Origin of the sequence: Pedobacter frigiditerrae (assembly GCF_004331645.1) — a bacterium.
Taxonomy (GTDB): domain Bacteria; phylum Bacteroidota; class Bacteroidia; order Sphingobacteriales; family Sphingobacteriaceae; genus Pedobacter; species Pedobacter frigiditerrae.
On the sequence record NZ_SJSK01000002.1, the window covers coordinates 192,868 to 214,385 of the forward strand.

The 21,518-nt window shown below is 34.6% G+C and carries 8 protein-coding genes; 2 read left to right on the forward strand and 6 right to left on the reverse strand.

The genetic code is table 11. From position 1 onward, the window contains the following. Positions 1–58: 58 nt before the first annotated feature. Positions 59–2,821, forward strand: a complete 2,763-nt coding sequence (locus EZ428_RS08010; protein ID WP_131552635.1) for a lantibiotic dehydratase — start codon at positions 59–61, stop codon at positions 2,819–2,821. On the opposite strand, the gene EZ428_RS23965 is transcribed toward EZ428_RS08010, so the two are convergent. The 3 genes from EZ428_RS23965 to EZ428_RS08025 all read right to left on the reverse strand — a co-directional run bounded on the left by EZ428_RS23965 (position 2,805) and on the right by EZ428_RS08025 (position 5,306). After that, positions 2,805–3,509, reverse strand: a complete 705-nt coding sequence (locus EZ428_RS23965) for a sensor histidine kinase (protein WP_165501733.1) — start codon at positions 3,507–3,509, stop codon at positions 2,805–2,807. The two genes, EZ428_RS08010 and EZ428_RS23965, sit on opposite strands and share 17 nt — an antisense overlap. Positions 3,510–4,145: 636 nt before the next feature. Next, positions 4,146–4,892 carry a LytR/AlgR family response regulator transcription factor gene (locus EZ428_RS08020; protein WP_131552637.1) on the reverse strand — a complete coding sequence of 249 codons (747 nt, stop codon included), beginning with the start codon at positions 4,890–4,892 and terminating at the stop codon, positions 4,146–4,148. 132 nt (positions 4,893–5,024) lie between these two features. Then, positions 5,025–5,306, reverse strand: coding sequence for a helix-turn-helix domain-containing protein (locus EZ428_RS08025; RefSeq protein WP_131552638.1), 282 nt, complete (start codon positions 5,304–5,306; stop codon positions 5,025–5,027). Between the two features lie 360 nt (positions 5,307–5,666). Here EZ428_RS08025 and EZ428_RS08030 point away from each other — a divergent pair, with 360 nt between their 5' ends. Further along, positions 5,667–8,192 (forward strand): NACHT domain-containing protein, encoded by a 2,526-nt coding sequence (locus EZ428_RS08030; RefSeq protein WP_131552639.1) that lies wholly within the window; start codon positions 5,667–5,669, stop codon positions 8,190–8,192. Positions 8,193–8,236: 44 nt separating this feature from the next. Here EZ428_RS08030 and EZ428_RS08035 read toward each other — a convergent pair whose 3' ends face one another. From EZ428_RS08035 to EZ428_RS08045, 3 genes are read right to left on the reverse strand one after another with little or no spacing between them, the layout of a single operon-like run. Further along, entirely contained in the window at positions 8,237–10,237 is a 2,001-nt protein-coding gene (locus EZ428_RS08035) for an OmpA family protein (protein WP_131552640.1), read from the reverse strand. An 11-nt stretch (positions 10,238–10,248) separates the two neighbouring features. Then, positions 10,249–11,241, reverse strand: coding sequence for a PorP/SprF family type IX secretion system membrane protein (locus EZ428_RS08040; RefSeq protein ID WP_131552641.1), 993 nt, complete (start codon positions 11,239–11,241; stop codon positions 10,249–10,251). A 23-nt stretch (positions 11,242–11,264) separates the two neighbouring features. Then, positions 11,265–21,395 (reverse strand): Ig-like domain-containing protein, encoded by a 10,131-nt coding sequence (locus tag EZ428_RS08045; protein WP_131552642.1) that lies wholly within the window; start codon positions 21,393–21,395, stop codon positions 11,265–11,267. Positions 21,396–21,518 lie beyond the last annotated feature (123 nt).

Sequence of the window (21,518 nt, forward strand, 5' to 3'; positions counted from 1 at the left end):
CCTTTTAGAGTTTTCATTCATTTAATTTTATAGATATTGAATTCTATAAAATTAACTTATGAAAATTTCCCCTTTCGACAAAATTATTTGTCGTGTGCCTGCTTTTGGCATTAACCAAACTTTAGCAGAAGTTTGGGAAGAACTAAAGTCTAAAATTGAAGAATCGTCACCAGATTTTTACGAGCTGATCAAAGATTATAAAGCAACTGATTTAGAGCAACTTGAAAGTAAAACTAAGTTTACCATTTGGAAATATTTTAACCGAGCAAAATATCGTTCTACTCCTTTTGGCTCTTTTGCCTCGTTAACATTAGTACCGCTTTCTTTTGACAAACGAGAACCTTTATTTATCGGAAATAAAACGAAAGCCCACCACTGGGTAGATTGGGGCCAAAAAGAGAAACATCAATCTAATTCCCTTCACAATGTGAAAGAGCTGTTGAGCAATTCATCCATTTATTTTGTAGCAGAAGAGATTAGATACATTAAAAGTTTAAGTGGCTTATTCGAATTAGCTACCGTAGGTGCATTACCTGAACTTAATGCCATTCTGCTCACTTGTAAGCGAAAAACTAGCCCTGAAGTGATATATGAATTGATGCAACACTCATTTGATATGGATAATGAAAGTACGGTTGACTTACTACAACAACTGATAGATTTACAATTACTACACACCAATTTACAAGCAAATATTATAGGCAAAGATTATTTTTCTAAGTTAAATGTTTCTTATCCTATTAAAGCTAGCAATTATATTATAGCCGAAAGGGCATTATTAAGTGGGAATTTTGATGGCAAACAATTGAAACATTTACCAGAGATGATTGATTTTTTCACTCGTAATTTCAAAACTTATCAGCCTGCCGATTTAACAAATTTTAAGAACTCGTTTAATAAAAGATTCGAGCACCAAGAGCTGAGTTTAACGACTGTTATGGATCCAGAAATTGGAATTGGCTATGGTAATTTGGCTCAATTAATTAACAATAATACATTAATAGACGACATTAAAACTGCTAGGCATAATCATAGTAATGAAAGCATTAACTATGGTAAACTACAACAATTTTTATTAAAAAAAATAATAGCTAGCGCTACAATTGATCTGGCTGAATTTGAATCTGATTCTAAAGAAATAGCTATTCTACCAAATACTTTTAGTTTGATATTTCATTTATATAAGGGTCAACCAGTTTTAGCTCACACCGGTGGATGTACTGCAAATTCATTATTGGGACGCTTTACCATGTGTAGCGATGAAATAGAAAATTATGGAAGGGAAATTACCAACTCAGAGGTTAATGCTAATGCCAATGTGCTATTTTTTGACATTGCCTATCAGGCAGAAAAAAAAGTTGATAATGTAAACAGGAGAAAACAATTGTACCCTTATGAATTACCTATATTAACTTGGCCTGACACTGAAAATCCTTTAGATCTTAGTGATTTACTGGTAACCATTGAACAAAATGAAGTTATTTTGAAATCTAAAAAATTAGGGAAAAGATTAATGCCGAGAATTGCCTCAGCATATAATTATACCCGTTCAGACTTGGCAATTTATCGGTTATTATGTGATATTCAATCTCAAAATTTATTAACAAGCCTTAGCTTTAAATTACATGATTTCTTTTCAGGACTTGAGCATTACCCAAGGGTTAACTTTAAAGATATTATTATTTCTCCGGCGATGTGGCTTTTTTCCTCAAACATTGAAAAAAATCTTATTGATATAAAAAACTGGTTAGCAGAAAAGCAGGTCATTTCATTTTCAGTTGGGCATACCGATCAATACTTAACCTTTAACTCCAATGATGATGAGGATTTAGGGATGTTTTTAAACTATTGTAAACAACAGCAAAAGGAATTTTATATTACAGAAGCGCTGTTAGATCAAAGTGACTATATTAAAGATGAATATCATAATAGCTACCATCCCCAGTACATAGTTAATTACAAACACCAAAATCAAATTTATAATGCTAGTTCTACGAAGCTAAATCTGCCCAACGAGGTCTATTTACCTGGTTCTGAATGGTTGTATTTTGAAATCTATTGCCACCCTGCCAAAAGCAATTATTTATTATTAGGTCTTATTAATTCATTCTTAAAAGCAAATAATTATCAGCTTAAAAAATGGTTTTTTATTCGTTATACCGATCCAAAACCACACATCCGCTTACGTTTACATTTAAAAAGCACTAATACTGGTTTTGAATTGTTAACTGCCATGCAAAAGTTAATACAACCAGAAATAAAGAAAGGTTTTATTAGTGATTTTAAAATCAAAACTTACCATAAAGAAACACAGCGTTATGGTGCAGAACGAATGTTTTTGGTGGAACAGTTTTTTAATATCGATAGTAAATGTGTTATGCGATTCATCAAATACGCAACAACTGAAGAACAATTAATTGCCAGTTCAATAAGTGTTTTACAGCCTTTAATTGCTTATTCTTTTAATGATATTGGCAAGCAAATTTTATTCGTTAAAAACGTAGCCAAAAGCTTTGCAATTGAAATGGACTTAAATTCAACAAGTTTTAAAAAAATAAATACAGCATTCAATCAATTTAAAGATGATTTAGAAAAATTATGCATCCACTTACCAGTTGCATTGCTTAAAAAACAAGAACAACTATTTATAAAGATCATGAGTAATTGCGAAGATGATTTGGCAAAGGAAAATATATTAGCTGATTTAATTCACATGCATATTAACAGGCTATTTATAACCGACCAAAGAGTTTATGAAACTATTATTTATCATTATCTATTAAGGATATTGCAAACTAAACAGGCTATTTTAAAAAGCTGATTGGGATTTTAATATCTACTTTAAAATGATTGCTGATTACTTGGTATTGAAATATGATTTTATCTCCATAAGCATAGTTTAATCTTTTTTGGATGTTATTTAGGCCTGAATTATTGCTGCCCTTTATTTTATTAACATTAATCAAATTAACTGCCTGAATAATTAAGAGATCATTTTTAACTTCTAAATTAACAAAGGCAATATCCTCCGCATTGCTAATATCGCCATGTTTAAAAATGTTCTCAACCAGGGTAAGCACAACCAAGGGTATTAAACGAAATTGTTTTACCTCATCAGTATAAGCAAAATGAATATTTAGATCGTTATTTTTTCGAATTTGGTAGAGATACAAAAGATTTTCTACCTGTTCAATTTCATAAGCTAAATAAATGGTTTGCTCCATCTCATTTGAGTCTATGGCAAAACGCATCATTTGAGCTAATTTGATAACTGCGTCTCCTGCAGTTTCTGAATATTTATTTACATTATGGTAAATAAAATCTAGGGTGTTGAATAAAAAATGAGGATTGATCTGGGCTTTTAAAAAGGCATTTTGAGCAATCACTAATTCTTGTTCTATTTTTTGTTGTTGAATAATTTTCTCTAATCTTTCTTTTTCTAAATTTTCAGCTCTTTTCCGCTCCTTTAAATAGGTTTTTAAATAGTAATAACCAGTTGAAAAACCCATAAAGAGTATACATCGATAAAGATTTCTTGCGATGAAGATCGAGTCTAGAGTTAGTTTATCCTTGGTTGCACTTATTTCTAAAGTTAGAAGCAAAAAGGTCGCTATATAATGAGAGATTATATACAACACCACTTGAAAACCCAAAACTAAAGGCAATCTCCAAAAAACATCAAACTTGTTTTTTAGTGCCCATGGGAGTATCAAATTAGAATGCAAATAAAACAGAAGGATACTTACAACATAATGTACAATATAAATAAGAGGATGGACAAGATTATTAAATAATATGAAACTTATAACTGTTTCATATAACATATAAAAAACCCATACAAATATGTGAATCTTATTTTCGAGGGCCGATTTATATATCCATTTAGTAAAAAAAGCCATTTAGTGTAGAAAATATATGCGTATGTATAATTTTTTTTATTTGACCTAAAAGCAAAGCTAAGTTTCATAAAAATTAAAATTATGAAACAAAAAGTTATTAAAATCACTCAAAACACATTGTTTGTTTACAAATCATTAAAAAATGTTAAAACACAGTTTTCGAATGACACTACGGATCCAACAACGGACACTACATCGACTTTAAAAACATCATCAGGAATGTTTCATAAGTAAAATAAAACGGGATTACGTTTGTTTTCCCGTTTTTATCAACTTATCAGCCACAAATGCATTGAATTCTTTACGGTAATTATCCCCAACAGATATTCTAATGCCGTTTGTCATTTTCACCAAACTTCCGTCTATCGTTTCTATTTGATCTAAACTAATGATAAAACTTCTATGTAATTGCATAAAGCCAGGCATTGTATTTAAAATTTTGGCAATTTCGGTTAGGGACATATAGGTTAATACTTTTTTGGTTAAAGTATAAATCATTACATAATTCTGTTTACTTTCTATCGCGACAATATCAGCATATCTGATCTTTAGAATTTTAAGATCATCTTCCTTACTTTTTACAAAGAAAAAATCCTTTTTTATCCCTGTATTTTCTTCAACTTTTTCATCAATTGCTTTTTCTGGAAATAGTTTATTAATGGTGATAATAAACTTACCAAGTGAATAAGGTTTCAGTAAAAAAGCATCTGCGTTCGCTTCAAAAGCTTCATAAGCATATTTGGTGTGTGCAGTGGTAAAAACAAGTTTTTTAGTTTTATTTCTAATTTCTTTTGATAATTCAATGCCATTTATTTTAGGCATATCTATATCTAAAAATATAATGTCGACAGATTCTATCCGATCAAAATCTTTTAAAGCCAATAGTGGGTCGATATAACTTTTAGTTAAAACAAGTTCCGAAAGGGAATCTATATACTTTGTTAGTCCTTCTATTGCATGGGGCTCATCGTCAATTATTATGCACTTATACATCTTTCTATTCTAATCCACTTAAATATGTAGAAAAAAGGCGGTTTCTCCAAAACAAAATTTATATCTCGTCAAGAAAATCCACCTATTAGAATAGAAATTAATAAGACTCGTCCCGAAAATGGGCGAATTTAACTAAATTGCTTGTGCAGAGAAAATTAAAACCTGCTCATTGAAAGGAGCAAAATTTACATCCTTCTTACTCTTCTCCATTTCAATTAATCTTATCAAATCTATAATGTCAACATTATAGAATTTTGCCACTTCGAAAAGTTTTGATAATGGTATCTCAATTGTATTTTGCTCATATCTTAGGTATGTTGGTCTACTTATCAAGAGATATTTTGCTAAATCTGCCTGGTTAACTTTGTGCTTCTTTCTAAACTTTTTAAGAATACTACCAATTTCAATTTTCATGATTCATTTTTAAATAATTCCTTAAAAATGTTAACTCTAGAATCCTAAAAACTAAGACTTATACATAAAGGTATATTTTCGGGACGAAAAGGCATGTTTTCGGGACGAACACCTATAACTACTTGAAAACTTCGAAAAAACCAATTAAACAAGCATATTTCCATAAAATATTTACCTATTATTAGCTCGTAAAAACTTAAATTTGATTAGTTTTATTCCTAAAAGTTGTAAAAAAATTAAATAGTTATATCACTATCCTTTAAAATACAAGGAAGTAATTGCAATCTATTTTATTGCATATTTTTAAGTTTAAAATCTTTATATTAGTGAAAAAACACAAGCCAAACATCCTATTGTACTATGCCATATACGTTGATTTTACAAGAATTAAAGCGTTTAATTTTAGTAAAAGCTGAGATAAAAGTCATCAGTCCCTCAGACTGTCGAATAATCTCCATGTCCATACAAAAAGAAACTAAAAAAAACATTAGTGAAACTACTATAAAACGCTTATTCGGTTTTGCCGAGATCAAACACCAATTTTCAAAATTCACTATCAATTCACTAATAGAATATGTTGGATATCAGGAAAATGTAACTCAACTATCAGATAGCTCAATAGCTGAAGATGATGAACTTAGCTTGTTAAAAGCAAATGCGGAGATAATTACTGGCCATACACTGCAAAGTATTCGTAATCGTTGCAGTGTTCCGTATAAAATGACTATTCCAAGAAAGTTTGCTAATCACGATTATATTTTTTTTAGACCAAGCAAATACAGCTTTACAGCTTTTATTTCGCAGCCTGGTTATGGAAGGAGTACATTATTAAGTCATTTAGTTCAAGAAATGTTTATTGATGAGACTGCACCATTTAAAAAAGATATAACCGTTTTCTTTTCAGCAGATTCTTTATTTAACAAAGAACAACAAGAAATTAGTTTAGAAGATAAAGTAAAAGCGAAAATTGGTCTTCATCCTGGTACTGACTTAAATTCTTTTTTTAATGAACAATATAAAAAGTTTGGAATAAAACTCAATATCATAATAGACGGTTTCTCCGAATTAGTTATCAATAAAACATCCAAACTTAAAATATTTGATAATATCTTAAATCTAATTTCTAGCATTGGGGATAACAATAGTATTAAATTAATTTTGAGTATGAGATCTGCTAAATGGATTGAGTTTTATGAGTCATTTAAAAACGTTGCCTATTTAAAAAATAAGTGGTTTGCTGGAAGTTATCTTACAGACAATAGTAATGTTCCTCCTTTGACTGAAGTAGAAGTTGAACAAATCTTTAATAAAATAAGTCCAACAGATTTTTCGAAGATTAGCGAAAGTTTAAAATCTCACTTAAAATTCCCATTTCAAATTCAATGGTATTACAGGTTAAGAGAAGAGTATCCAAATTTTGAATCTTATACCAATATTATTCATTATGAAATTATAGCTCGATTTATTAAGGAAAAAATTTACAATTCTACCTACGCAACAGAAAAGGCTCTTTTTTGCCAAAAAATAGTTCATTTAACCAATTATGGAAGAAGAGGTTATTCAGTAAGCAAAGTAGATTTATTTAAGCAAATACCGGTATTTCAAAACGCTTATGACGAACTATTAGCCGACGGTATTTTGATGGAAGAGGTTCAATTAAACGCTAATTTTTCAATAGAGAACGTAAGGTTTATACAACCCCATATTTATGAATATTTTTTGTTTATCGAATTATACGAACTGTTTAACCATCAAATGGATAATCGGTTTTTTGAATTAATAAATGATGAATATATAGGAAATCAAGTTCGCTTCCAGCTTTTGCAATGGTCTGCAAGGTTGATGATAAAATGCCACAAATTAACAGAAATGAACGCTTTGTTAAGCTTGAATCTAGATAATTTTGAGAAGAATTATTTAATTTATTTCATAGCTGAGAATTTAAGTTATAATAAAAAGCGTGATCCAGAATTAGCAAATCAAATTAAGGAACAAAAGGTTCATCAGTTACTTATTAAGGAAATTGTTTATTTAGACTTTACCGATTCTAGTTTTAAAGAGACTTTAAATTGCCTTATTGAAGTAGCAGATTCTAAAGAGATTGAACTTTCATATCATTCTATTTTAGCAATTTTCGATTGTATGAGTCTAAATCCAAATCAGATACTTGAACGATTGGAAAAGATGGACGATTTAACGGATGAGGCCTCAAAATGGGAGCTAAACCCTTATGAATTAATTAAAATTATTTATTTAAAACTAAAAGGAATTGAAATACGTGAAAGTAGTGTTTTAGATTTTCTTGAAGATTATAAAGCAAATAAACTTCAAATTTCTGAGGATAGTATGCCAAGTGCAAAAGATAGAATTAATCTTTTTCATTTGTTTTTAGCTAATATGTTCTATGGATCTCCTGAAGGAGTATTAAAAATTGTAAAATCTATTTTTAGAATCTTCCCTAAAATGTCTAAAACTAGAAACACATTCTCTCTGTACCTTTTGAGTTCTGCTGCTTATGCAAGTGTAAAGATAAACCCAGGAAAAAAGACTGACCAGCTGGAAAATATTTTAGACAATTTATATGCAGATAGTAGAATTAAACCAACATTATATTCTCAATCTGTATTTTTATTTTTTAAGGCAGAACAAAGTAAATACAGAAAAGAATATGAATTGGCATTACAATATGCCGAAGAGTGTCTTTATATCTATAAGAGAAATTACTTGGCTATTCAAGAACTATTTGCCTATAATTTAATTATTAGCATTTATAATGAAATGGGTAATTTATCCAAGGTTGAGGAATATACTCATAAAAGAATGTATTTACTTAAGAGTAGAGGCATCAGTTTATCGATCTTTAACCCTGCACTATCTTTAAAATAAGGCAATAATAATAATAAAGGGAGGTTAAAACCTCCCTTTATCAGCTATTTTTTTGTAACCTTAAATTCTGTTCGTCTGTTTAGAGCCCTACCTTCAGGATTATCCTTACCTTTTGCTAATTGGTTTGGCGCAACAGGAATGCTAAAACCGTAACCCTTACTCGTCATCCTTTCTGGAGCAATACCTTTACTTACTAAATAATCAACACATGATTTTGCTCTACGCTCAGATAAGTCTAGATTATATTCAGCTGTCCCAATATTATCTGTGTGTGCCCCTAATTCTATTTCAATATCTTTGTTATCTACCATAATATCATATAAATGATTTAGATTAACTTTAGACGAATCGGTTAGTTCTGCACTGTCAAACTCATACAAGATGTTCTTTAAAACAATTGGTTTCTCTGGTATTTTTTCTAAACATAATTCTCCTTTTAAAGTATCTATAGCTACCAATTGTTGTAAGCTATAATTTAAGTTTTTGGCAAAGTATAAACGCTTAGTAGCATTGAGATGAAAGCCTCTATTTGATGTAATACCAAAGCTGTAATTTCCATTTGCATCGGTAGTTGTTGTCATTTCTTCAATATCTTCTCCAGTTAAAACAATTTTAGCACCTTCTAATGGTTTTTTACTTTCACAATCAATTAGCTTTCCGTTTACCGTTAAAATATCTTTTTTAACATGGAAAATCTCTAGGCAACATATAGACTCTCTATCAGAGCTTACATAACCTTCATTATCTTGTTCATCCAATGGTGTAAAGTACAAATCATCCTTAGCAGAGTTAAATGGATAACCTAAGTTTTTTGGAGCTGTCCAATTGGTAAAATCTCCTTGAGTTTCATAGAAATCAAAACCGCCCATACCAACTCTTCCATTAGTACTAAACATTAATTTTTTAGTTTTAGAATTAAAGTATGGTGCCTGGTCATCACCTTTTGAGTTTATTTTATCACCTAAATTCATAGCATTTCCTGTAGTTCCATCAGGTCTGACTAAGGCATACCATAAATCGTACTTACCAGAACCACCAGGTCTATCTGATGAAAAAACAAAATATTTTCCATCTTTAGTTACATAGGGTTGCATAGAATTATAACCATTAACATTAATTTCACCCCCTAATGAAACCGGATCTGACCATTCCCCTGTAGCACTTTTACGTGAAATGTAAATGCTTCTAATTTTTTCATCCTTATTTATCCAAGCCGTGAAATACATTAAGTTACCACTTGGGTGTAAAGCCGGTGCAGCAACTTCCATTTCTTTTGCATTAACAGTAACCCTACTTACACTAACCTTCGCTGTGTCAGTATTTACTTGTGCAGTATAAATGGCATTTATATAGGGCGTTGCTTTTTTAACTACTTTATTGTCATTCACACCAGATAAAATTTCATCTTTACCTCCAGTTCCTTTTGGCCTTGAAGAAGTAAAATAAAACGTATTATTCAATAAAGCCGTGGCATAGTTAGACCCAGAAAGATTTACATTGGCGGGTAGTTTTGCCAATTTATATAAACGAGGATATTTAATTTCATTTAAAGCAAACTTACAGGATTCGATTTCTGCAATCGCTTTTTCTTTATAGCTATCGTTTAGCGTGTATTTTTTGATAAAAATTTCATAAGCCATTATTGCTTCTTCGAACCTTAAATTTGAGCGAAGACAATCGCCATACCAAAAGCCACTTAAAGCATATTTTGAATTGGTAAAATTATTGGCAATGGCATACCACTTTTCTGCATCTTGAAAATTTTTATACAATCTTAGAGAAGAAGCTAATTGGAAAACCGCATATTCATAATCTTCTCTTTTAGGGCTTTCTTCCAACACCTTTTTCTCAAATCCGTAAGGGACAACAAATCCAAGGCTATCTGGAGATATTTGCAATGCTTTTTTGTAATATTCTGCCGCAGCATAATATTCCTTGTTTAAATAATAAACGTCTGCTACTCTTTTACTATCAGCTGAAACAAATTGCGCTTTTGCAAATGAAAAGCTTAAGAGGAGGATGAAAATTGTTTTTAAGTAATGCATATCTATGGGGATTAAAGTCTAGGACAATAAAAACTTGGACCAACAATACCTTTCCTACTGGTAAAGGATATTGATAATTCTAAACCACCTTTACTTCCAGTTGCACGGTTTAATTGCGATGTATTAAAATCATAGCTTACACCAAAAACCATACTTTTATGATGTAAGCCTACAAAGGCGATGGCAGAATCTTCTAATCTGTAATTTGCACCAAAAAGTAGATCAGATTCTGTACTTAACATTAATTGAGCATAAGCACCTCCGGCTACCTCTTGAGCATTACCCTGTTTAAGGTAAATGAAGTTCGGAGTGATGTCTAGCATATAATTCACTTTAATTCTCGCCCCACCATGGCCGGTAAATCTCATTGGCAAACGAGCATCGCCACCAACAAATTTGTCTTTTGGCCTCGTAAGATGAGAAACACTAGCACCTACGAACGAGTTTACTTTTGTATTGCCTCTTCCATCAAAATACATTACACCAAAGTTAACGTCCGGCGATAAATAACCAGATGATGATATGTCTTCATTCATCCCCATGCTTGGATCGTATCCTAAAATTGGATTATATTGACTTCCGAGTGTTATTTTAGAAGGATCAAAACTTTTGTTAATTACACCAGCTTGAATTCCAAAGTTTACAACTTGATCTCCTTCCCTGCCAAAACGTATTCTATAAGCTCCTGACGCTACTGCATTTAATTGATTGTAACCGATATCGCCTGCACGTTGATTAATAATCATTGCCCCTAAAGCAAGATTCTTAGTGGGTGCCATATCGAATGATGCACCCCCTGTTAAATAGCCTTTACCAACATTTGCCCATTGTTGTTTTGCATTCACGTTAACCCTATAATCACCGTCCGTTACACCTGTTAGTGCTGGATTTAACCATAATGGATTAGCATAATATTGAGAGAAATGTGGATCTATTTGAGCGATTGAATCTTTAGCACAAAGACTTAGTCCTAATGCCAACATAAATATTTTAAAGTATTTCATTTTTTTTATTTTTAGGTTAGACATTATCTTAATAAGGTTACGGTTCCTTTAAATGTTTTGGTTGTACCATCATTAAAGGTTACATCGATATTATACACATACACACCATTAGGTTGTAGATTACCTTTGTACCTTCCATCCCATCCGTTATTAATAGACAAGGATTCGTACAAGAATTCTCCCCACTGGTTGTAAATCCTCATCTTAAATTTAGACACCAGATTTCCGTAAGCATAGAAAATGTCATTTTTACCATCCCCATTTGGCGTAAACGTATTTGGCACATATAATTCATTACTAAATGGATTGTCTGCCGTTCCAGTTACTGGAGTAGAATTTGCACTTGTTTGGCAATCTAAACTACCTTTTGCTCTTACAACGATCGTTACACTTTGACCAGGTTGTAAACCTGTAACCACGTGAGTTGTTCCGTTTGCTCCTGAAGATGGCACCATCCAAGTTGCCCCGTTATTTATCGATACCTCATACGCAGTTGCACCAGTAACAGCACCCCAAGCAAACGTTACACTATTTGCAGTTTTAGATTGTGCAGTAACTACAGGTGCTGCTAATACAGACAACACAGTAACAGTAATAGAAGTTCTGGTATTACTTGGACAGCCACCTGTTTTTGAAACACTTTCTACATAATAAGTAGTAGTGGCAGCTAATATTGGTGTGGTATATGAATTACCTTCAAATAATGATGTACCTCCTGAACTGCTTGAATACCATCTATAAATCAAGTTCACATCAGGGCTGTTAACATTTAATGTAGCTGTACTACCTGAACAAATTGGATTATTCGTTGCAGTAAGCGATGCTGGCGCCAAAGGTATTGGCATTGCATTGATGGTTACTGATGTTCTTGCAGTTGATTGACAAGAACCAGCAGCAGCTTCTACATAATAGGTCACATTAGCAGTAATAACTGGTGTTGTAAAATTGGCGCCCGTACCTACTGATGTTCCACCATTAGCTAACGTATACCAAGTATAATTAACTCCACTTTGTGGGTTGCTTACACTTAATATCGTTGTATTACCGATACAAACATTAACATTATTTGAGATTACTGTAGGTGCAGTCGGTCTTTGCGTAACATTTACAGTTACCAATACTCTTCCGCTAGTGTTTGCACAACCAGCAGCACTTACTGCTTGAACATAATAGGTTGTACTTGTATTTAAAACTGGCGTTACATAGGTAGCACCAGTAAATAAAAGCGTTCCGTTTGTAGCTGCATTATACCACTCGTAAGTAACACCAGTTTGAGCATTTTCTACCGTTAATGTAGTGTTGCTTCCAGCGCAAATGTCTCTACCTGTATTCGCAACAACAGGGTTAATTGGTTTTGCATTTACAGTTACTACAACAACTTTCGCATTACCAGCTGCATTTTCACACCTATTATCTCCTTTTATAGTTACATAATAAGTAGTGGTTGCATTTAGAACAGCAGTTGTGTAAGCAGATCCAACAAAAACAACATTAGTTAAGGTAGAATTACTATACCAAGTATAAACTGGATTAGTTACTGTAGTTGTACTTGCTGTAAGTGTTGTTGTATTGCCTTCGCAGATTGATATGGTACCATTAACTGATAAATCTGATGCTGTTGCAATTGGTTTAACTATAATTGTTACTGGCTTAGCATTAGCGGCAGTATTTTCACATTTATTAGTTCCTTTTACGGTTACGTAATAAGTAGTGGTAACACTAAGTGAAGGAGTTGTAAAGCTTGGTCCAACAAAAACTGCAGTGGTTAATGAAGCATCGCTATACCAGGTAAATACTGGATTAGTTACCGTTACACTACTTGCATTAATGTTTACACTACCAGAACCACATACTACCGTTGGTGTAGTTAAGTTAATATCAGCAGCTATTGCTCCCATATTAACTGTAACCGTTACATTCTTAGCAGTTGAAGAAGTGTTTGCACATCTGTTGTCGCCGCTTACAGTTACATAGTAAATTTTAGTAGCTGTCAAGTTTGGTGTAGTAAACGAAGCACCAACAAAAGCAACTGAAGTTAAACCTGCATCATTGTACCAAGTGAAAACAGGATTTGTTACGGTAGTCGTACTTGCTACAAGAGTAGTTGATGTTCCTTCGCAAACTGTTGCATTACTACCAGTTATATCAGCAGAGGTTGCAACTGGTTTAACTATGATTGAGATAACCTTAGCATTTGCAGGAGCATTTTCACATTTATTGCTTCCTTTTACTGTTACATAAAATGTAGTATTAACAAATAAAGGTGGACTTGTAAATGTTGGCCCAATGTAAATTAGATTAGTTAAAGCCGCATCAGCATACCAAGTAAACACTGGATTGGTTACCGTTGGACTTGTTGCTGTTAAAATTGCTGGAGAACCTGCGCATGCGGTAGCATTGCCGTTTACTATAATGTCTGTCATCCCCGCCAAAGCATTTACAGTCACGGTTACTACTTTCGCATTTGCAGGTATATTTTCGCATTTATTTGTCCCTTTTACGGTTACATAAAAATTAGTAGTGGTACTTAAAGGAGGCACTACATAAGTAGGCCCAACGTAGGCAACAGCGGTTAATGAAGCATCGCTATACCAAGTAAATACTGGATTAGTTACCGTAAAGCTTGATGCCATTAATGTAGTTGAGTTACCAGCGCATATTGTTGAATTTGTTAAAGTAATATCAGCAGCAGTTGCATAACCCTTAACTGTAACTGTTACAAGTTTGGCATTTGCTGGTGTACTTTCACACTTATTATCGCCTTTTATAGTTACATAATAAGTTTTGTCTGCTGTTAAAGTTGGTGTAGCATAAACAGCACCAACAAAAGCAACAGAGGTTAAGCTAGCATCATTGTACCAAGTAAATACTGGATTGGTTACTGTAGTAGAACTCGCATTTAAGGTAGTATTAGAGCCACTGCATATATTAGTGGCACCACTAATCACTATGTCTGTGGCTTGTGCTAACGGATTAACAGTAATAGTTATCGCTTGTGCATTTCCAAAAGTATTTTCACATTTATTATCGCCTTTTACAGTTACATAATAAGTAGTGCTTGCATTTAGCACTGGAGTAACAAAAGTGGTTCCAGTAAACGCTACATCTGTTAAGGCAGTGTTTCTATACCAAGTAAATACAGGATTAGTAACGGTTGTTGTACTCGCTGTTAAGCTTACCGCTGAACCAGCACAAATAGTACTTACACCTGCTAGGTTGATATCTGCAGCTGTTGCTGGTGGGTTGATAGTTATGGTAACCACTTTAGCATCAGCAACTGCATTTGCACATTTGTTTGTACCACTAACTGTTACATAATAGGTTGTTGTCGCAGAAAGAGCAGGTGTTGTAAATACAGCACCAGTGAAAACTACATCTGTTAATGCCGCATTTCTGTACCAAGTAAATACAGGGCTAGTTACAGTTAAACTACTTGCGGTTAGAGTTGTTGTTGTTAAACCGCAAACAGCAACTGTTCCACTAACTTGAATATCTGCAGCAGTTGATGAAGGGTTAATAATAATGGTGATTTTTGTACGAGTAGCATTTGCACAACTACTTCCATTAACAGCCTCAACATAGAAATCATAAGTTCCAGCCAACAAATTTGCAGGGGTAGTATAGTTAGTATTGTTAAGAACCAATACATTTCCATTAGTGTCATACCAATTAAATGTAATACCTGCTACTGGTTGAACACCTATTATAACTGGCGAACCTAAACAAGCTCTTGATGGATTGCCTGCAAGCGCCACTGGAGGAGCTGGTGGAGCGATAACAGTAACCACAACTTTTGTTGGTGCGCTCTCACAACCATAAGCAAATGCTCTCACATAAAAATTATATGTTCCTGCAACAAGAGAGGTTGGTGTATTAAATGTTACCCCATCTGCTTGATACGTATTTTCTAAATACCATTTATAAGTTACCCCTACCTGAGGATTTAATACATTTAATGTTGCTGAACTTCCCTGACAAGTACTTGCGCTTGCTGCAGTAACTTTTGGTGCAACATTTATACGTTGCGCATAATCAAAGTTTACAGAAGTTAATGCGCCAATTAAACCAGAGTTTAATCTTACTTCAACTCCGTCAAACGGTAATGTTGGTACATAAGTTAAAATGATTGCACTTCCATCACTTAGTAACTCTAAATTAATTACTGGATTGTTAACTACCATTGCATCAGCATTGCTAGTAGCGCCATTATAAGTTGTTACACTTAAAGTAGGAAGTACAGCTAGTGACAATAATTTTCCTGGAGAAGAAATTTTAACTCTCAAGGTATCTCCTACGTGAGACAATCCGCCAGCAAAACCAACTCTTTGGAAAACAGATGCACCAAGCGCACCTACAGGCATTAATAAACTTGAACCAGTTTGTGTATTATTATCAATCGCTAAATTAGGATTTGAAACTCCCGCAAACAATGCAACACCAGTAACTCCATCAGCCAATGCTACAGTAGCAGCACCGCAAGGAGTTGTAATTGGAGTGCCGTTTGGCGTTACGGTAATAGTAACAGAAGCACGAGCCGACGCTGGACAAGGCCCTGGAACCACTGCTTCAACAAAATAGGTTGTAGTTGTAGTTAAAGGTGGTGTAACATAAGTTGCACCAGTATGTAAAATAATTGCAGACCCAGCAGTTGCATACCAATTAAATATAGCACCAGAAGTACTTGAACTTGCAGTAAGTACAGCAGGTGAACCTTCACTAACAGTAACTGCAGCAGGTGTTACAATTGGCACATCCACAGAACCTACGGTAATAGTAGCTGTTGCTCTTGCAGATGTTCCGCAGCTATTTACAGCTTCGACTGAATAACTTGTGTTAGCTAATACTACAGGGATAGTGAAACTTGTTCCATCCATTCCTGCTTGGTATGTACCACCAGCATTGTACCATTTGTAGGTTGTACCCGAAACAGGATTTTTAACTTCCAACAACACATTGTTACCCGCACAAGTATTTACAGTAGCAAATAATAATTCAGGTACGGTTGGTAGTGGAGATGCAGTAACGTTAACTTCTGTTTTTGCACCAATACAACCTGAACCATTGCTTGCGGCAACAGCATATTTAGTATTAACAGTTATGGCAGGGGTAGTAAAACTTATTCCGTCTTTACCAGTCTGATATACTCCAGCGGCATCATACCATTTATAGGTTAAACCAGCTTTTGGATTATTAACCGTTAAAGTAGCTGTTTGGCCAACACAGGTTGTAACATTTGCAGAAACTACTTCTGGTTTAGCAATAACATGTTGTGCATAATTTACATTTAATGATGTTAACGCCCCAACCAAACCTGAGTTTAATCTTACTTCTATTTGATCAAAAACTGCAGTTGGAACAAAGGTTAATAGTGCTTGAGTATTGCCGCTTAGTAATGTTAAATTAATTAATGGGTTATTTGAGGCAACTGCATCGTTATTACTTACACCAGCATTATAACTTGTAAGTTGTAGGCTTCCTAATACAGAAGCTGATAATAATTTACTTGGTGAATTGATTAAGATGCGAACTGTATCCCCAACGTTTGATGTTGTAGGGAAAGTTAATCTTTGGTAAACAGAAGCTGCTAAGCCAACAGGGATAACTAAAGTAGAACCCGTTTGTGTATCGTTATCAATTGCTAATGTAGGATTTGAAACTCCTGCTAAAATAGCTAGCACCCCTGTAACACCATTTGTTTGAGCAACAGCTCCCTCACAAGGAACAGGGTTTATAGGTGCGGTACCATCTACTGTAACCGTAACCTGAATTCTTGTTGCAGAAGTACAGCCCGTTGTGGTGTTAAAGCTTTCTACATAATATGAGGTTGTACTATTTAATGGAGGAGTTACAAAAGTTGAACCTGTGTAAAATGGCGTTGTTCCATTAGATGTAGTGTACCAGTTAAAGTTCACGTTTGCATCTGCAGAGCTTGCTGTTAATACAGCAGTTTGTCCTGGACTAACAGTAGAAGATGATGATTGTACTTGAGGTGCCGCAGGGCGAGGTGTAACTGTGATGCTAACCGCTGCACGACTAGAACCTAAACACCCTGCTTGTGATGCTTCTACATAATAAGTTTTATTAGCTGTTAAAGCTGGTGTAGTAAATGAGGTACCTGTAAAAATTGACGGTCCACCAACTGCAGTTTCAAACCAATTATAAGTAACTGCAGAATTTGGGCTTGTAACTGTTAATGTACGAGTAGAGCCCTCACAAGTTGAAGGAACTGCTGCTACAACTGGCACTGTTAATACAGGTGTTACGGTAACCGTTACTGGTACTCTTTCTGCATTTGCGCATCCAGCTTTGCTAACTTGAATATAATAAGTAGTGGTAGTTGTTAACGCTGGAGTTGTATAAGTATTTCCGTTAGCTAAAACGCTACCACCAACTGCATCACTGTACCAAGTTAATGTTGTTCCTCCGTTTGGAGTTGCAGATAAACTAGCAGTGCTACCAGAACAAATAGCTAAACCTGTAGATGCTACAGTGGGTTTAGGATAAATAATCTCTGCGCCATAAATATCTAAACTCGATAATGCGGCAACAGTTGCGCTGAACCTAACTTCTACCCTATCGTATACACCACCTGCTAAGAATGTTGCTTTGAAGCGATTTGCTGATAATAACTTTAAATCAATTAATGCCGAATTTAACTGGTAGGTATTTACTACAGACCCGCCATTCATTACAGTAACTGTTACTCCGCCTAAAACCGACAAATCTAATAAGCCTGTAGGTGTAGCCAAATCTAAACGGATACTATCCGTTGCTACACCAGTTGATGGGAATATTAAACGTTGATAACCTTGTGCACCCACACCAACCGCTAAAGTAATTCTTGTGAAATTGGTTAAATTTGCGTCTGTTGAGTTTCCAGCACCGCTTATACCACATAATAAACAAATACCTGTAATACCACTATTTTGACTATTTGCAGCATTACAATTTGGATTTACAGGTCCATTTAAAACAGTAACTGTTACTGGTGCCCTACTTGCACTTACACAGCCTGTTCCATTTACGGTTCCTGCATAGTAAATTGTTGTTGTTGTAAGGTTTGGTGTTGTAAAGCTTGGCCCTGTTGCTAAAATAGCACCACCACTTGCATTTGCATACCAATTAATTGTTTCTCCTGCCCCAGCGGTAGCTTGTAAAACAGTGCTTTGTCCGCTATTGATAATTTGACTATTGGTAGTTATTAAAGGCACATTTGGTGCTGGGTTAATGTTAACCGTTACAGCTGTACGTGTGCTAACTGCAGTTCCAGACACAGCTTCAGCATAAAAAGTAGTAGTTGCATTTACCACAGGTGTTGTAAACGTTCCGTTATTACCTGTAGTTAAAGGTGTATTTCCAGTTGGTCCGTACCAGTTATAGGTAACACCTGCTTGTAAATTAGTAACAGTAAGTGTTGCAGTTGTTCCGCTACAAATAGTTGCATTAGCAACCACTGGTGCAGGCACACCCACAGTTATACTATAATCTGTATTTACTACATTTCCATTTGCATCTGTTGCAGTTAATGAAACTGTATAAACGCCACCAGTTGTTGGTGTTCCTGTAATTTCTCTAGTTAATGTATTAAAACTCAATCCAGGAGGAAGGTTTGTTGCTACATAAGTGTATGGAGCTGTACCACCTGTAACCGCTGGTAAAGTTTGAGTTGGATATGGAGTACCAACTGTTCCATTTGGCAATGTTGCGGTTGGTAAATTAAGTGCTCCAATTACTTTTAAGGCGTAAGTATTACTGATGGTATTTAAATCTGCATCAGTAGCGGTCATTGTAATGGTATAGTTTCCAGATTGAGTTGGTGTTCCAATAATCTGCCTAGTTGTGGCATTAAAACTCAAACCAGGAGGAAGATTAATTGCAGAATACGTATAAGGACCAACACCACCACTTGCTGCAGGTAAAGTTTGCGTTGGATAAACAACACTCACATTCCCATCAGGCAAAGTTTGATTTGCCAAACTTAAAGGATCTTTAACTCTAATTGAGTAATTAGAAGTTGTAGTTCTTCCCTCAGCATCTGTAACCGTAACCGGAATTGAATAAGTTCCAGCGGTTGTAGGCGTACCTGTAATTTCTCTTGTTGTAGGGTTAAATGATAACCCAAGAGGAAGATTGATTGCACTGTAAGTATAAGGACCTGTACCGCCAGTAGCTGGCAATAAGGTTTGTGTAGCATAAACTACTCCAGTTGTTCCATCAGCCAATGGCGATGTAGGTAATACCAATGGGTCTTTAACTACAATAGTATAATTATTACTTGCTTGATTTCCATCAGCATCTGTTGCCACCACATTAACTACATAAGGCCCTGAGGTTGTTGGTATGCCAGTAATTTCTCTTGTTGCCGGATTAAATGATAATCCTGGAGGAAGATTTGTAGCTACATAAGTGTAAGGTGTGCTACCTCCAGTTGCTGCCGGAATTACTTGTGTTGGATATAAAGTTCCAACTGTTCCGTTTGGCAATGTTGCAGGAGCAAGAACCAAAGTTGGCGTTACTTTTAAAGTGTATGCAGTAGTTACGGTACAGCCTTTTGAATCTGTTGCAGTAATATTAAAATTATAATCTCCTGCAGTTGTGGGCGTCCCTCCAATTTGTCCGCTTGATGACAACACTAAACCTGCTGGCAAAGTACTGCCAGCAGCTAAGGCGTATGTGTAAGTTGGCGTACCTCCCGTTGCAGCTGTAATTTGTTTAGAATAGGCCGAACCTACCGTTGCATTTGATAAGGTTGTAGTAACCAAAACCATTTGAGGATTTACGGTTACCATAACAGGTACCCTTATTGATTCTGAAGTACATCCAACTCTTCTAGCGGCTACATAATAAGTTTTGGTAGCAGTTAGGTTTGGTGTTACATAAGTTCCATTATAAGCTGTTGTTGCTAAAACTGTTCCTCCTAGTGCTACATCATACCAACGTAGCTCGTTATCTGCAGCAGTAGTTGCACCTAAATTAGCCGAGTTATTATAACAAACATTAATAGTATTAGATAAGGGCGCTAAAAAAGTAGGTCGCGGTGCAGAGCTAACCACACTGTATAAATCTACAGTTTGCGTAAGACCAGCATTTAGAAGTGAATTAAGTGTAATTTGAACTCGATTAAATTGCGCACCTGGTACAAAAGGTACGCTAGTTACTTGTCCTGAATTTAATAACCCAAGTAAATCTAGTGTAAGTAGGGAATTTAAATTTTGAGAAAACACCTGTGTGTTTCCATTATATGCAGTAATTGTTGTGTTGTTTAGCAAACCTGCACTAACTAAAGCAGGGTTAACACGTAAACGTACACTAAACTCATCTCCAGGATTTGAAAGTGTAGAGATATATATATTTTGACTAATTGAACCTGCAACGCCTAAAGCACCTAAGCTAATCTCAGAAAAGTTAGTTTGATCAGCGTCAATTGCCCTTTCTGGATTGGTAACCCCAGCCTTTCCTACCCCTAATACATCCACAGTTAAACCGTTACCTTCAAAACCAGTTGCAAAAGCATTTGCACAAGGATCAATTCCCGAAGTATAAAATGCATTGTAAACTAAAGTTTGGTTAGTAGAACCTAACAGCAATGCATCGGTTATATCTTTTATATAAACTCTATCATATATTTGATTTGGTGTTATAGCTACATAAAACAAGCCATCAGCATCTTTTACAATACGTAGATTGGCATTACTAAATGAATTTGAACTAGTTCCAGAAACAATAGTTGTTCCTCCATTTCTAGCACCAGCTTCAAAAGCATGATTTCCCAATACTATGCCACCTACAACATCGGCCAACAGTCCACCTAGATTACCTCCAAGTAATGCATTTAATACATCGGGGTCAAAGCCAATACGTACAAAAGTTGTTGTATTGGCAGGAACAGGCGCAGGAAAAGTAAGTTCTAGCTCTCCACTATACTTACCAACTCCAAATAGTGCACCACCGTAAGACTTAACTGTAGCGAAACTATTTGTAGCATTAGTTGCATTGTCTTTGTTATCTACTTGAACGGATTTAACAGTAGCCGTATTTGCATAAATTTTAGTTTGCGCATACGAATCACTAAAGAATAGCGTTATTAAAATAAGATGCAAGAGAAATACGGTCCATCTAATAGACCGTTGATTTAAGGTAGAAATCAATTTCATATGACAGGGATTTAATGATTATTGTACTACAATTTTAAGTAGCAAATAGGCCATATAGTATTATTCGACTTGTTCATTAAAGAGCAATACTTGGTTATTTTGTTCATTTCGTTCATTATGCCA